Origin of the sequence: Geomonas propionica (genome assembly GCF_016458235.1) — a bacterium.
Classification (GTDB): Bacteria; Desulfobacterota; Desulfuromonadia; order Geobacterales; family Geobacteraceae; genus Geomonas; species Geomonas propionica.
In genome coordinates this window covers 111,312-124,305 of the sequence record NZ_JAEMHK010000001.1, presented here as the reverse complement: position 1 = coordinate 124,305, position 12,994 = coordinate 111,312, and the positions used below count along the sequence as shown (strand labels likewise).

The following is a 12,994-nucleotide window of genomic DNA, read 5'->3' as shown; positions in this document are numbered from 1 at the left end:
CCGAAAAGGTGGCAAGACCGCTTGTATGGCCGGGTAGTTCTGTTAGATTCGAAATATGAGTAAGAGTGATGGGACATCCACATTAGAGACGGCCGTACTGCGTAGCAGGCCTCACTCCGCATGGTACGGTGGAGCGGTTGGCTATGCAGCCTCGTCGGCACTGGTGGCGCTGGCCACGCTTTTGTGCGACCAGGCCCGGCCATACCTCTCCCCGGTCAACATGGTAATGGGCTACCTGCTGGTCGTGGTACTGGCGGCGCTTTTTCTCGGGCGCCGACCGGCGCTGTTGAGTGCCCTGCTGGGTGTGTTGGCCTTCGACTTCTTTTTCGTGCCGCCCCGCCTCTCCTTTCAGATCGCCGACAAGGAATACCTGGTCACCTTCCTCGCCCTGTTCACGGTTGGGCTCGTGATCAGTTCCTTGGTGGCCAAGGCGCGGGAAAGCCTCGACGCGCTCAGGGTGCGTGAACGGCAGACCGCGAGCCTGTACCGGCTAAGCCGCGACCTTGCCGCCGCGACCGACACGGCTTCCCTTGCCAAGGCGGCGGTTGCCAATCTGGAGGACTCGCTGGGGGGCCAGGTGGCGCTGATCCTTGGGCCGGAAGAGGAGTTGGCGCTGGCCGCGGCGAGCCAAGGGTTCACCATGGTCCCGGAGACGCTGCTGGTGGCCCAGTGGTGCCTGCGCTCCCGCCGACTGGCCGGAGCCGGGACCGATTCCTATGGCAGCGACCGGTTGACCTACGTCCCGCTCAAGGCCTTGGCGGAGACCCACGGGGTGCTGGCGCTGGGGCTGGAAGAGCACGACGTGGGGCTCGATGTGGAACTGCAGCGGCTGCTGAATACCTACGCTACCCAGATCGCCATGGCCTTGGAGCGGCTGCGTCTTTTGCGACAGGCCCAGGAGACGCGCATCCTCAAGGAGCGGGAAAACCTCGAGCGCGCCCTGCTCAACTCGATTTCCCACGACCTGCGCACCCCGCTCACCGCCATCACCGGCGCACTGAGCGCGGTGCTCGAAGAGGGGGATAAACTCAACACGGCCTCGCGCGACGAGCTACTGCAGACCGCACGCGAGGAGGCGGCCCGTCTGAACCGCTTCGTCGGCAACCTGCTGGACATGACCCGTCTGCAAGCCGGCGTGCTGCAATTGAAGAAGGAGCCGTGCGACGTGCAGGACCTGATCGGGACGGCACTGGCGACGGTGGAGCCGCGCCTCGCGGGGATAGCGGTTTCGGTGCGACTGGCCCCTGAACTCCCCCTGGTCTCTCTGGACTTCGTGCTGATGCTCCAGGTCCTGGTGAACCTGCTGGACAACGCCCTGAAGCACGCCGTGGCCGGCGGGGAACTGGAGATCGCGGCCAGGGTGGTGGGAGAACGGCTGGAAATCGGCGTGGCCGACCGCGGGCCGGGAGTCCCCGAGGCGGACCTGGCGCGTATCTTCGAGAAGTTCTACCGGACCCCGGTTCCCGAGGTAGTTGGGGGGACGGGGCTCGGGCTCTCCATCTGCCGGGGCATCGTCGAGGCGCACGGCGGCTCGATCCGGGCCGAGCGCCGGGAGGGGAAGGGATTGAGAATCGTGGTGGAGGTGCCGCTTGGTATCGCGGCAGAAGGGATAGCCGATGAAGGGTGAGGAACAAAAGACCAACCTGCCGCGGGTGCTGGTGATCGATGACGAGGTCGCCATCCAGCGTTTCCTGAAGACGGCACTCGATACCGGTGACTACTCGGTGCACCTCGCCGACAGCGCGCATGCCGGACTGGCCGCGGCGGTGGGGGTGCGTCCCGACGTCATCCTCCTGGACTTGGGGCTCCCCGACCTGGACGGCGTCGAGGTGATCCGGCGCGTGCGCGAGTGGTCCCAGGTCCCCATCATCGTCATCTCGGTACGCGAGCGCGAAGACGAGAAGGTGCAGGCGCTCGATGCCGGAGCCGACGACTACCTCACCAAGCCGTTTGGCATCGGCGAACTGCTGGCCCGGATCAAGGTCGTCTTACGGCGCTCGCTGCAGCAGGCCCCGGAGCCTGTGTTCGAGGCGGGCGAGCTCCGGGTCGACCTGCCCCACCGCCGGGTGACCGTGCGGGGGGAAGAGGTGCAACTCACCCCGACGGAGTATGAACTGCTGCGGATGCTGGTGACCCATGCGGGAAAGGTGCTGACCCACAGCCAGATCCTCAGGCAGATCTGGGGGGTGGCCTACCTGGAGCAGCCCCACGTCCTCCGGGTCAACATCAGTAACCTCAGGCGCAAGATCGAGTCCGACGCATCCCGTCCGCGTCATATCCTGACCGAGGCGGGGGTGGGGTACCGACTCAAGTCGGAGTAGCTTCCTCATTTATGCTGATGCCGCGGCGTCTTCATTATTTTTGACAGCGCGGCCGCTGATGCAGGGGTGCGTGGCGACGGTTTTTTGACTTCACCCCCGAATTCCCTGTCCGGCCGTTACACTGGCGAACGCACGGCTCCCAAAGGTAAATTTTTTTCCCACCCCCTTCCCCCCAGTCGCCTTCCCACGCTCCAACCTAATAAGACATCGGAATAACGCGTGTTGTTGCCGCGCCTGCAGTTGACTGCCCGGAGCAGGAGGGGGGCGAGGAAAGCTTATGGCCTCGCCTGCGACTCAAAAACGGCACACATGGTGAAAACAGGGTCTCCCTTATCGGCCGCAGTAAAAAAAAACGGCAAGAAAGCCGGAACCAAAAACCAGAAGGGGGAAACACCATGTCAACCAGCGATATTTCTTTAACAGCAGGAATGAGGACTAACCTCCTCAACCTCCAAGGGACCAGCAAGCTTCTGAACAGAACGCAGGAGAGGCTGTCCTCGGGCAAGCAGGTGAACAGTGCACTTGATAACCCGACCAACTACTTCGCAGCTCAGAACGCGAACCAGCGCGCCAGCGACCTGTCCGACCGCAAGGACGGTATGTCGGAGGCGGTGCAGACGGTTGGCGCCACCAACGCGGGCATCACGGCCATCACCGGCCTGATCAACGCCGCCAAAGGTATCGCCCAGTCCGCACTTTCCACCAGCGACACCGGGACCAGGTCGAAACTGGCTACCCAGTACGACACCATCCGGAGCCAGATCGACAACATCTCCTCCGACTCGGGGTACCGCGGCCTGAACCTGCTGAGCTCCACCAACACGCTGACCGTTAACTTCAACGAAGACGCAAGCTCCAGCCTCGACGTCGTCGGCTTCCTGGGCAACGCAAGCGGCCTGAGCCTCTCCGGCGCAAGCGGCGCTTGGGCTACCAACTCCGACATCACCACCGACACGGCGAAGATGGACACCGCGATCTCGACCTTGAGGTCCAACACCCAGACCCTGGCGGCAAACCTGAACATCATCACCACTCGCCAGAGCTTCACCGATGCTATGGTGAACACGCTGCAAACCGGCGCCGACAACCTGACACTGGCCGATATGAACCAGGAAGGCGCCAACATGCTGATGCTGCAGACCCGTCAGAGCTTGGGTACCACCTCGCTCTCGATGTCTTCGCAGGCAGCACAGTCCGTCCTCAAACTCTTCTAAACCTCAACCCGGCCCGGGGGGACCTTCCCTCCGGGCCGACGCTTATCCCTTCCCGCGCAGGTGACCGGTTGACCCGGCGCACCGGCATCCGGTAAAAATCACTCCGACAAAAATTTGACCGAATCCCGTCCGTGGTGCAGCGACCACGTGCTTCAGCGAGCGTGCGCGAAGCGGGCACCCGACTTAGCTGCAGCGGTAGATTGCTTCCTTGCGGTGGATGGCCCCCTTTGGGGTCAGGACGCTGGAGAAGAGGATGAACCCCTCCGCGCTGAAAGCGGGAAAACTAAGCATGCGGTGGGAGGCCTCAAAGTGCGTCACCTCGGCGGTGGCGTTCTCCTTGATGCGGGCCAGGGTGATGTGGGGCGAGAAGCCGCGCTCCTCGGGGGGGATGCCGGTGCCGGTGACGGCGGATTCTATCTGCTGTTGCAGGGCGAGCAGCGGCCGGGACCCTTCCAGCCCGACCCAGAGCACCCTCGGGTGCCCGTGCGTTGGGAAGTGTCCCACTCCGCGCAGCGTGAGCGGAAAGGCGGTAAAGCTGACGGCGGCAAGATTCTTCTTGAGCACGGCAACGGTCTGGGGCAGGACGTCCCCCAAAAAGCGCAGGGTCAGGTGGACCTGGTCCGATGGGACCCAGCGCAGCGCGGGAATTTCTGCGTTGAACGATGACAGAGTGGCCTTGATGTCCTCAGGTAATTCGATGGCTATGAACAGTCTGGCCATGGTTAAACTCCTGTCAGCGCCGGTACCGGTATTGCGTGCGCTCAAAAAAAAGAGTTGACTAAGCCAAATATGAATGTTAGACAGTATAGCTTTGGTGATCTGAAAGTAAAGGCGCACTCATGCTCGACGCTAGATACTTACGCGAAAACCTGGAGACTGTAGAAGCTCGGTTGAAGACCAGGGGTGAGGGAGTCAATATCGCCCGCTTCAAGGAGCTTGACGGCAGCCGCCGCGAGCTGCTCCAGCAGAGCGAGACGCTGAAAGCGTTGCGCAACAAGGTCACCGAAGAGATCGCCCGTCTTCAGGACAAAAGCCAGGCGGATGACAAGAAGGCGCAGATGCGCGAGGTCTCCCAGCAGGTCAAGGGGATCGACGAGCAACTGAAGGGCGTGGAAGAGGAGCTGCAGGCATTCCTCCTAACCGTTCCCAACATCCCGAACGAGACCACCCCCGTGGGCAAGTCCGAAGCGGACAACGTCGTGGTGCGTCTGGACGGCGAGATCCCCACTTACTCATTCGAGCCGAAACCGCACTGGGAGATCGGCGAGAACCTGGGCATCCTTGACTTCGAGCGCGGCGCGAAGCTGACTGGAGCACGTTTTACACTGTACAAGGGGCTCGGCGCGAGGCTGGAAAGGGCGCTGATCAACTTCATGCTCGACCTCCACACCGACGAGCATAAATATATTGAAATGCTGCCGCCCTTTATGGTAAACAGGGACAGCATGACCGGGACGGGCCAGCTGCCCAAGTTCGAGGATGATCTCTTCCATCTGGAAGGGGTCGATTTTTTTCTCATCCCGACAGCGGAAGTGCCGGTAACCAACATACATCGCGGCGAGATCCTTAAAGGATCGGACCTGCCGATTTCGTACTGTGCCTACACCCCCTGCTTCCGTAAGGAGGCGGGTTCTTACGGCAAGGACACGCGCGGCCTGATCAGGCAGCACCAGTTCAACAAGGTCGAGCTGGTCAAGTTCACCACCCCCGAGCAATCCTACCAGGAGTTGCAGAAGCTACTCGGTAACGCCGAGGAGGTGCTGCGCAGGCTGCAGATACCTTACCGGGTCGTTGAGCTTTGCACCGGTGACATCGGTTTTTCGGCCGCCAAGACCTTTGACATCGAGGTCTGGTTGCCGGGTCAGAACTGCTACCGGGAGATTTCCTCCTGCAGCTGTTTTGAAGATTTTCAGGCGCGTCGGGCCGGTATTCGCTTCCGCCCGGACGAGAAGGCAAAGCCGGAATTTGTCCACACGCTGAACGGCTCGGGCCTCGCAGTCGGAAGAACCGTCGTTGCGGTGCTGGAAAACTACCAGCAAGCGGACGGTTCGGTGCTGATCCCCGAGGTGCTCAGGCCCTACATGGGCGGAGCGGAGCGCATCAGCTAGGCTTTGGAGGAATGGCCGAGTGGTTGAAGGCGGCGGTCTTGAAAACCGTTGAACGAAAGTTCCGTGGGTTCGAATCCTACTTCCTCCGCCATTGATTTATCGCAGTACCAGCAGCACCAAACGCAGTAGAGGTTGAAACGGAGAGCTGGCCGAGTAGGTCGAAGGCGCACGCCTGCTAAGCGTGTATACTGGGAAACCGGTATCGAGGGTTCGAATCCCTCGCTCTCCGCCACTTTACTGCACCACGCAGTAGAAGGCTTCTTGAGCGCCGGAGGTTGTGGTGAAGCGGTTGATGAAACTGACGGCTTTGTCTCTTATCGCTGTCGGGTTCGCAGCAGGGTGCAACGAGAAGGAAAAGAAGGAGCAAACGGTAGCCCAACCTCGGGTGGCCGAGGCTCTCTCGACGGTAGTGGTACCGGACCAGGTGAAGGGCAAGTGGAAGGCGGTGCAGATCGAGGTCGCCGACAAGAATGCCCACCTGAAGAAGGTGTACACCCTGAACATAGGCTCCGACTTCAAGCTGCCCAATTCGGACCTGACGCTCAAGGTGGAAACGTTTTTACCGCATTTCGTGATGGAAGGGACCACCCTTACTTCCCAGTCCAATGACTTGGTCAATCCCGCCGCGCAATTGGTGATCCGGGAGCAGGGGAAGGAGATCTACAAGGGGTGGTTGTTTTCGCTCTACCCAAGCACACATGCGTTTCAGCATCCGCAGTATGGTTTCACACTGGTCGACTACAAGGCCAGTTGATATAGCATGCGCTCGTAGCTCAGCTGGATAGAGCAACGGACTACGAATCCGTAGGTCGGGAGTTCGAATCTCTCCGAGCGCGCCATTAAAAGAGGGGTCAGGCTCTTGCTGGCCCCTTACGTTTCACAAAGTTTGCGCCCGTAGCTCAGCTGGATAGAGCACAAGACTACGAATCTTGGGGCCGGGCGTTCGAATCGCTCCGGGCGCGCCATCAAAAAAAAGACCGAGGCTTTCTGCCTCGGTCTTTTTTTGTTTCTTCAGGGACGTCCCACCAAGATCCATCCCACCAAGATCCATCCCCAGTCCCCCCTCCCGCCTACGCGGACCGAAGCGCTAAGGCGCGCAGCCCAGCAAGGGAGGGGGAGAGCTGGAAACGGATTCCTTTTCCTTTTACTGCAGCTCTTTCGCCACCGCGGCGTCGTTGAGCAGCAGCTCGAGTTTCTTCTTATAGGCTGCCGGGACGGCTTCCTTGGCATGCGCTGGCGGGTTCAGGAAGCTGCCACCGAGGTCGTCCTCGCCTTTCAGCTGCTTCTCAGCCAGAACCGCGCCTTGCCGATCCATCTCGGTGAGTTGGACGTCGTAGCTGAGACCGGTGTTGGTGTAGGTGCTGGACATCCACTCGCGGATGACGAGCAGCATGAGCCGGTCGGCGTTGGCACCCTGCAGCTTGCCCTTCACCTGCGCATCTGCCTCGTTGGGTGCTACGGTAACCGGGGTGCACGAGAACCCTTTCTTTTTGAGGGAGCCGCAGAGCACCAACGACATGTCCTCCGCCAGCGGCTTGCCGCTTTCGGTGGTCACGTTGAACGGGTTACCGAATCCGCCGCGCAGGTTGCCGACGTAGTTGGGATCTTTTTCCGCCGAGACGACGTACGGGCGCCTGTCCACCGCCGCGATGGCTACCGACTTGCTCCCGGAAGCGTCCACGTGGAGGTTGGTGTCGTGGTAACGGTAGCTCTGCCCGACCGCGCAGCCGCTCAGTGCAATCGACAACGCCAGCAAGGAAACTTTGCCCAGCACCTTCTTGGTCATGCTTCTCTCCTTATCTGAGCTCCAGGGAAGTTGCCGGTGAGGACGGAGCCATGGTCCAGCAACCGGCTGGCGGACATGGCCCGCCGCGAAAGGGTTATTTCCTGTGCTTCAAAAGAGCCGTGACCTTGTCGAATTGGTATTCCTGGGCATAATCGATCGCCTTCTTGCCTCTTCGGTCCATCACCGACGGGTCCGCCTTCTTGGCAAGCAGCGCCTTCACGGCGTCGTCGCGGCCGTAGGCAGCCGCCAGTATCAGAGGGGTGGTCCCCGGCAGGTAGTTGCCGTAGGTCTCCTTGGTCTTTACGTTGGGGTCGGCACCATTGGCCAGAAGCCACTCGGTGACAGGGAAGTTGCCGTAGTAAACCGCCCACAGCAGCGGGGTCCAGCCCCACTTGTCCGTGGCGTTGACATCCTGCCCCTTACGAGCGAACTCCTTTACCGCCTGCAGGTCGCCGTCCACCGCAGCGCGCGACATGCCGCCCCCGGCGCAGCCGGACTGGAACAGCGCCGCCATGATCAAAATTGCCAAAATCACCAGCTGTTTCATACGCCCTCCTCGGTCTTAAGTGTTTCAAAACGAGGATATTAACATTTGGCCCGTCCAAATCAATGAAAAACTTAACCCGTACGGGTTAACCATGCGGCGAATCCTGAGGCGGGTGGCGGTGCCGCACATCAACGGTTTCCCAACCGCCCACGGATGTGCTATAGAAAGGCGCCCGCTTTGTTCTGAAGCAGGATCACACCGTCCGTGCGGCGGATTTTCCGGGACAACCTCTCCAGAGACCGACAGATGAAGCAAGACACCTCACAGACCGTGAAAATGTGGAGCAGCAAGAGCATCGGCTCCCGCTTCCAGCACTGGGTCTTCTACACCCTGATCCGGCTTGGGGGACGTGGCGCCGCCTACCTGCTCTTGCGCTGCGTGGTCTTTTACTACGTCCTCTTTTCCTCTGCCGTGCGCCGCCGCTGCTTCCCCTACCTCTCCCGCCGGTTCCCGCAGCGGCAAGGGCTGGCCCGCCTCATCGATTGCTACCGCCTGAGCTTCGGCATCGGCGAGGTACTGGTGGACCGTGCCGCGCTCGGCATCCTCGGCACCGGCGGCATCACCGTCGACCAGGCGGAGCGGGCGCGCCTCGAGGAACTGGTCGCGCAAGGGCAGGGGCTGATCCTGGTCACCTCGCACGTCGGCTCCTGGCAGGGGGCGATGGCGGTGCTCAAGTTCCTGGCGACGCCGGTCAATCTCCTTATTCATCGCCAGGAGGGGGACCTGGACCGCCACTTCTTCGAGCACGGCGGCGAGAACCCGTTTCGCATCATCGATCCGGCGGGATACCTCGGGGGGACATTGGAGATGATGGGGGCCCTCAAGAAAGGGGAGATCGTCTGCATCATGGGAGACCGGGCCATGGGGAGCGAAAGCGGGACCATCAAGGAGCGCTTCCTGGGCGGGGATGTCGCCTTCCCCTACAGCCCCTACAAGCTCGCCGCGGCGACCGGCGCGCCCATCGCCTTCATCTTCCCCACCAAGACCAGCGCCACCAGCTACGCCCTCAATCTCGCCAAGGTGCTGAACGTGCCGCACCTCGGCGGGCGCTCCGGAGAGCCGTACCGCCCCTTTGTAAAGGAGTACGTTGCGCAGTTGGAGCGCTTCACCGGGGAGCATCCCTACCAGTTTTTCAACTTCTTCGACATGTGGGACGACCGCGGAGAGACAACGGCAAAGTGGTAGCGGATCCGGGCGCGCGACGTTGACAGAACCGGGCGACGTGGAAACATAGTAGCTGCCGTAAATTCCACTGCTCCGGTTGCTCGACGCCGCCACGGCTGCCCGAGCGGCCGGATCCGAAAAGGTCACGCGCATGCCGGTTGCCGCGACACCACGCCCCCCGACACCTTCCCCCCCTTTCCGGCCGCGCTGCCACCGCATCCGTCCCCTGTACCTCCTCACCTGCTGCGCCCTGCTCTTCATCGTCGGGTGCGCCATGCTGAACCGCTACATCCTGGTGCCCAAGCAGAACCTGACCGTCACCCCCGCCCGATATGGCATCCCTTATCAGGAAGTATGGTTCAAGACGCGGGACGGGGTCGAGCTGAACGGCTGGTTCCTGCCGGGGGAGCCGGGACGGCCGCTCGTGCTCCTGTTCCATGGCAACGCCGGCAACCTCTCCGACAACCTCGGTTACCTGAGGCTTTTGCGCGGCAGCGGGCTTTCCCTGTTCATCTTCGACTATCGCGGTTTCGGTAGAAGCAACGGCGAGGCGTTCAAGGAAAAGGACTTCTACCGGGACGCGCGCGGTGCGCTGGCCTACCTGGGGCAGCAGGGGTGGAGCCGTGACCGGATCATCTTCTTCGGCCAGTCGCTGGGCGCCGCGGTGGCGCTGCAAATGGCCTTGGAGGGGAAGCCGGCGGGGCTGGTGATGGAAGGCTCTTTCACCTCGATGGAAGACATGGTGAAGCACGTCTCCCGGCTCGCCTACTTCACGGTCGGCTGGTGGGGAATCAGTCTTTCCTTCGACAACTTCCACAAGATCGCCCGCGCCGGGGTGCCGCTGCTGTTGATCCACGGCGACCGCGACCCGGTGACCCCGGTGGAGATGTCTCGGCGCCTGTTTCTTCGCGCAGGATCGCCCAAAATGATTCATATCATTGCCGGTGGTGGCCACTGCGACGCCTACGAAGTCGCCCCCGCCTCCTACCTCGCCGTCTGGCAGAGCTACCTGCTCGCCATCCCGGCCGTCGGGACCGCCGCGGCGTCCTCAGATCGCTCCTGACTGCGTTTGACTTTGCCGCGCTTTTCCGTCATCATGCCTTGCCGATTCGACCCCATCCAGGCCAAGGATCCGTTCCATGATATGCCCGCTGTCCCCTGCGCACCTGGTGGCGCTGACCGCCTTCCAGATCGCCGCAGTGCTACTCTTCATCGATCCCGTCTGGGCCGCGTTGCCGCTGGCCCTTTTTATCCTGCTTTGCCTGTTGACGCCGTTTTTCCCCCGCCTGAGCTTTTTCCTCCCCATCGTAAGCCGTGGCCCCAAGGGGACCCGCGGCGTGGCGCTCACCTTTGACGATGGCCCCGATCCACTGGTCACCCCGAAGGTGCTTGAGCTGTTGCGGCAGCACGGCATCAGCGCGACCTTCTTCGTCACCGGCCGGCGCGCCGAACTCTACCCGGAGTTGATCGAGGCGATCCTGGCGGCAGGGCACTCCGTGGCAAATCACAGCTTGAACCACGACCCCTTCCTGATGCTAAAGGGAACCGGGACCCTGCGTCACGAGGTGGCGGGGGCGCAGCAGGTGCTGCGTCGTTTCGGCATCCAGCCGCTCGCCTTCCGGCCGCCGGTTGGGATCACCAACTCGCGCCTTTGGCGCGTCCTCCTGGAAAACGGGATGTTCTGCGTCAATTTCAGTTGCCGTGCGGGGGACATGGGGAACCGGAGGATAGGTGGTCTTGCCGGGAAGATCCTCGCGAGGGTCAAGCCGGGGGACATCGTCCTGCTGCACGACGTGGCTCCCCCAAAAGGGGATCTGGCGCAGCTTCTCGGGGAGTTCTCCCAGCTGATCGAGGGGATGAAGAGCAGGGGACTGGAGATCGTGCCGCTGGCGCGCCTGATCGGCAGGGAGGTCATGCAGCGGGAAGGTGCGTCGCCGGACCCAGCGGAACTCTTCTACGACGGGTTGGCGGCAGGGTACGACGACGAGCAGTTCCACTCCAACGTCTCCATGTCGCGCACCATGGAGCAGCAGCTCTTCGGGGCCCGCGTGCCCACCCTCTTCAGCGGCCGCGGCCGCGTGCTCGAGATCGGCGCCGGGACCGGGATCTTCACCCTCGAAATCGCGCGCAACTGCGCAGAAGTGGTGGCGGTGGACATCTCCGGCAAGATGCTGCAGCTTCTTGAACACAAGGCCAGGGCACAGGGGATCGGAAACGTACGAATAGTGAAGGGGAACGTCGAGGAACTTTCTTTGACCGGCCCCTATTCCGTGGTGTGCGCCTTCTCCGCGCTGGAATACCTGACGGACCTGCCGGGGCTCCTCAAACGGCTCTCCGCCGAGGTTGAACCGGGCGGGACCATCTACTTCATCACCGCCCGCACCTCGTTTTTCAGGCTGTTCACCCAGATCGGCAACGCCATGCGCCAGGGAATGTGGCTCCAATCGCGTAGCCGCGCCCGGATGGAGCGGATGCTCAGGGATGCCGGTTTCGAGCCGGTTAGCGTCACCTCCCACCTTTTGAAGTGCGTCATCAACGGCGGCATGCTGCTGGAGGTGGTGGCGCGCAAGCCGGAGACCTCAGGTGCAGCGGTGGCGGCAGCCGCCGAGGGCGCGGCATGAACGAGGTGAGGGCGGCCCGGGAAAAATGGCCCAAGACCCTGGTGCTGGTGCCGGTCTACAATCATGCGGCCACCCTGCGCGGCGTGGTGCAGAAGACGCTCGACCAGGGGCTGGAAGTACTGGTGGTGGATGACGGGAGCATTGACGGAAGCCTGGACCGGGTCGCCGATCTCCCTATCCTCAGGCACCGGCTCCCGAGCAACCAGGGCAAAGGAGGCGCCATCCTGGCTGGTGCGGAACTGGCGCGCGCGGCCGGCTACGGGGCGCTGCTTACTATCGATGCCGATGGGCAGCACGATCCTGCCGACGCCCCCGGCATCCTGGATGTGGCGGCAGCCGCGTGGCCCTGCATCGTGATGGGGGCACGGGAGATGGATACAGACAACGTGCCGCGCTCGAGCGTGTTCGGCCGCAGTTTCTCCAACTTCTGGGTGCGGCTGGAATGCGGGCGGACCCTCCCCGACACCCAGAGCGGCTACCGCGTCTACCCCGTTCAGTTCCTCGAAGGGGCCCGCTTCATCACCCGGCGCTATACCTTCGAGATCGAGGTGCTGGTGCGGGGCTGCTGGGCGGGGCTGCCGCTTTTGTCCGCGCCGGTCTCGGTGTACTACCCGCCGGGGGACGAGCGGGTGTCGCACTTCCACAAGTTCAAGGACAACTTCAGGCTCACCTGCCTGCACACCTTCCTGGTGACCCGCTCGCTGATACCGTGGCCGCACCGCAGGCTGTTCAAGAGAGAAAGCGAGGAGCAAAGCCTGCCCAGCATTCTGAGGCCGACGCAATTCTTCAGGGCGCTGTGCCGAGAGCACACCAGCAGCATCGAGCTTGCCGCCGCCGTCTGGCTCGGCATCTTCGTCGGTTCCCTCCCCATCATCCCCTTCGGCATCGCCGCCACGGTGTACGCCGCGCACCGGCTGCACCTGAACAAGCTGGCCGCAGTCGGGGCGGGGAACCTCTGCATCGCCCCCTTTGTCCCCTTCGTCTGCATCGAGGTCGGGCATTACCTCAGCTACGGCGGTTTCTGGTACGACTTCAACCGGCACACCCTGTTGGAGCAGGTCCATTATCGGCTCTGGGAGTGGCTGCTCGGCTCGCTGCTGGTCGGGCCGCTGCTCGGTGCCGTCGGCGCGGTGGCCACCTACCTGCTGGTCCGGGCGCTGCGCGGGCGCTTGGCGCCGGAGGGGTGATTAGGGGCAGGGGAGCAGGATCAGAATGAAAAAGGCCACACCCCAT

At 62.5% G+C, this 12,994-nt stretch carries 12 protein-coding genes and 4 tRNA genes; 13 read left to right on the top strand and 3 right to left on the bottom strand.

Annotated features, from left to right (window positions below; translation table 11 throughout):
• Window positions 1-55: 55 nt before the first annotated feature.
• The 3 genes from JFN90_RS00570 to JFN90_RS00560 all read left to right on the top strand — a co-directional run bounded on the left by JFN90_RS00570 (window position 56) and on the right by JFN90_RS00560 (window position 3,535).
• Window positions 56-1,627, top strand: coding sequence for a DUF4118 domain-containing protein (locus JFN90_RS00570; RefSeq protein WP_199393157.1), 1,572 nt, complete (start codon window positions 56-58; stop codon window positions 1,625-1,627).
• On the top strand, window positions 1,617-2,321 hold the full coding sequence (locus JFN90_RS00565) for a response regulator (protein WP_199393156.1): 705 nt from the start codon (window positions 1,617-1,619) through the stop codon (window positions 2,319-2,321). Before JFN90_RS00570 ends, JFN90_RS00565 begins: the two co-directional genes overlap by 11 nt.
• Before the next feature lie 395 nt (window positions 2,322-2,716).
• Entirely contained in the window at window positions 2,717-3,535 is an 819-nt protein-coding gene (locus JFN90_RS00560; RefSeq protein WP_199393155.1) for a flagellin N-terminal helical domain-containing protein, read from the top strand.
• A 183-nt stretch (window positions 3,536-3,718) separates the two neighbouring features.
• Here the strand turns inward: JFN90_RS00560 and thpR are convergent, their stop codons facing one another.
• Entirely contained in the window at window positions 3,719-4,255 is a 537-nt protein-coding gene (gene thpR, locus JFN90_RS00555; protein WP_199393154.1) for an RNA 2',3'-cyclic phosphodiesterase, read from the bottom strand.
• 119 nt (window positions 4,256-4,374) lie between these two features.
• Here thpR and serS point away from each other — a divergent pair, with 119 nt between their 5' ends.
• From serS to JFN90_RS00525, 6 genes are all read left to right on the top strand, one after another.
• Entirely contained in the window at window positions 4,375-5,643 is a 1,269-nt protein-coding gene (gene serS, locus JFN90_RS00550; protein ID WP_199393153.1) for a serine--tRNA ligase, read from the top strand.
• A gap of 5 nt (window positions 5,644-5,648) precedes the next feature.
• Window positions 5,649-5,734, top strand: a tRNA-Ser gene (locus JFN90_RS00545).
• A 48-nt stretch (window positions 5,735-5,782) separates the two neighbouring features.
• A tRNA-Ser gene (locus tag JFN90_RS00540) sits at window positions 5,783-5,875 on the top strand.
• A 48-nt stretch (window positions 5,876-5,923) separates the two neighbouring features.
• Window positions 5,924-6,397: a DUF2155 domain-containing protein gene (locus JFN90_RS00535; RefSeq protein WP_199393152.1), complete on the top strand. Its 474-nt coding sequence runs from the start codon at window positions 5,924-5,926 to the stop codon at window positions 6,395-6,397.
• Window positions 6,398-6,405: 8 nt separating this feature from the next.
• A tRNA-Arg gene (locus tag JFN90_RS00530) sits at window positions 6,406-6,482 on the top strand.
• Window positions 6,483-6,531: 49 nt separating this feature from the next.
• Window positions 6,532-6,608, top strand: a tRNA-Arg gene (locus tag JFN90_RS00525).
• 179 nt (window positions 6,609-6,787) lie between these two features.
• Here JFN90_RS00525 and JFN90_RS00520 read toward each other — a convergent pair.
• Both JFN90_RS00520 and JFN90_RS00515 read right to left on the bottom strand, forming a co-directional pair.
• The gene (locus tag JFN90_RS00520; protein ID WP_199393151.1) at window positions 6,788-7,429 is read right to left on the bottom strand and encodes a hypothetical protein; all 642 of its coding nucleotides are present in this window, start codon (window positions 7,427-7,429) and stop codon (window positions 6,788-6,790) included.
• Between the two features lie 94 nt (window positions 7,430-7,523).
• Window positions 7,524-7,976 carry an ankyrin repeat domain-containing protein gene (locus JFN90_RS00515; RefSeq protein WP_199393150.1) on the bottom strand — a complete coding sequence of 151 codons (453 nt, stop codon included), beginning with the start codon at window positions 7,974-7,976 and terminating at the stop codon, window positions 7,524-7,526.
• Window positions 7,977-8,222: 246 nt separating this feature from the next.
• On the opposite strand from JFN90_RS00515, the gene JFN90_RS00510 reads away from it, so the two are divergent.
• The 4 genes from JFN90_RS00510 to JFN90_RS00495 all read left to right on the top strand — a co-directional run bounded on the left by JFN90_RS00510 (window position 8,223) and on the right by JFN90_RS00495 (window position 12,948).
• Complete coding sequence (locus tag JFN90_RS00510) at window positions 8,223-9,161, top strand: LpxL/LpxP family acyltransferase (protein ID WP_199393149.1); 939 nt, start codon at window positions 8,223-8,225, stop codon at window positions 9,159-9,161.
• 130 nt (window positions 9,162-9,291) lie between these two features.
• Window positions 9,292-10,203 carry an alpha/beta hydrolase gene (locus JFN90_RS00505; protein ID WP_199393148.1) on the top strand — a complete coding sequence of 304 codons (912 nt, stop codon included), beginning with the start codon at window positions 9,292-9,294 and terminating at the stop codon, window positions 10,201-10,203.
• A 76-nt stretch (window positions 10,204-10,279) separates the two neighbouring features.
• Window positions 10,280-11,761, top strand: a complete 1,482-nt coding sequence (locus JFN90_RS00500) for a polysaccharide deacetylase family protein (protein ID WP_199393147.1) — start codon at window positions 10,280-10,282, stop codon at window positions 11,759-11,761.
• Window positions 11,758-12,948: a DUF2062 domain-containing protein gene (locus JFN90_RS00495; RefSeq protein WP_199393146.1), complete on the top strand. Its 1,191-nt coding sequence runs from the start codon at window positions 11,758-11,760 to the stop codon at window positions 12,946-12,948. The genes JFN90_RS00500 and JFN90_RS00495 overlap by 4 nt, the downstream gene beginning before the upstream one ends.
• The last annotated feature ends 46 nt before the right edge of the window (window positions 12,949-12,994 follow it).

What these genes read in the sequence shown, in the direction of transcription:
- JFN90_RS00570 (WP_199393157.1), top strand. Translation starts at nt 56, where the DNA reads ATGAGTAAGAGTGATGGGACATCCACATTAGAGACGGCCGTACTGCGT.
- JFN90_RS00565 (WP_199393156.1), top strand. Translation starts at nt 1,617, where the DNA reads ATGAAGGGTGAGGAACAAAAGACCAACCTGCCGCGGGTGCTGGTGATC.
- JFN90_RS00560 (WP_199393155.1), top strand. Translation starts at nt 2,717, where the DNA reads ATGTCAACCAGCGATATTTCTTTAACAGCAGGAATGAGGACTAACCTC.
- thpR (WP_199393154.1), bottom strand. Translation starts at nt 4,255, where the DNA reads ATGGCCAGACTGTTCATAGCCATCGAATTACCTGAGGACATCAAGGCC.
- serS (WP_199393153.1), top strand. Translation starts at nt 4,375, where the DNA reads ATGCTCGACGCTAGATACTTACGCGAAAACCTGGAGACTGTAGAAGCT.
- JFN90_RS00520 (WP_199393151.1), bottom strand. Translation starts at nt 7,429, where the DNA reads ATGACCAAGAAGGTGCTGGGCAAAGTTTCCTTGCTGGCGTTGTCGATT.
- JFN90_RS00515 (WP_199393150.1), bottom strand. Translation starts at nt 7,976, where the DNA reads ATGAAACAGCTGGTGATTTTGGCAATTTTGATCATGGCGGCGCTGTTC.
- JFN90_RS00510 (WP_199393149.1), top strand. Translation starts at nt 8,223, where the DNA reads ATGAAGCAAGACACCTCACAGACCGTGAAAATGTGGAGCAGCAAGAGC.
- JFN90_RS00505 (WP_199393148.1), top strand. Translation starts at nt 9,292, where the DNA reads ATGCCGGTTGCCGCGACACCACGCCCCCCGACACCTTCCCCCCCTTTC.
- JFN90_RS00500 (WP_199393147.1), top strand. Translation starts at nt 10,280, where the DNA reads ATGATATGCCCGCTGTCCCCTGCGCACCTGGTGGCGCTGACCGCCTTC.
- JFN90_RS00495 (WP_199393146.1), top strand. Translation starts at nt 11,758, where the DNA reads ATGAACGAGGTGAGGGCGGCCCGGGAAAAATGGCCCAAGACCCTGGTG.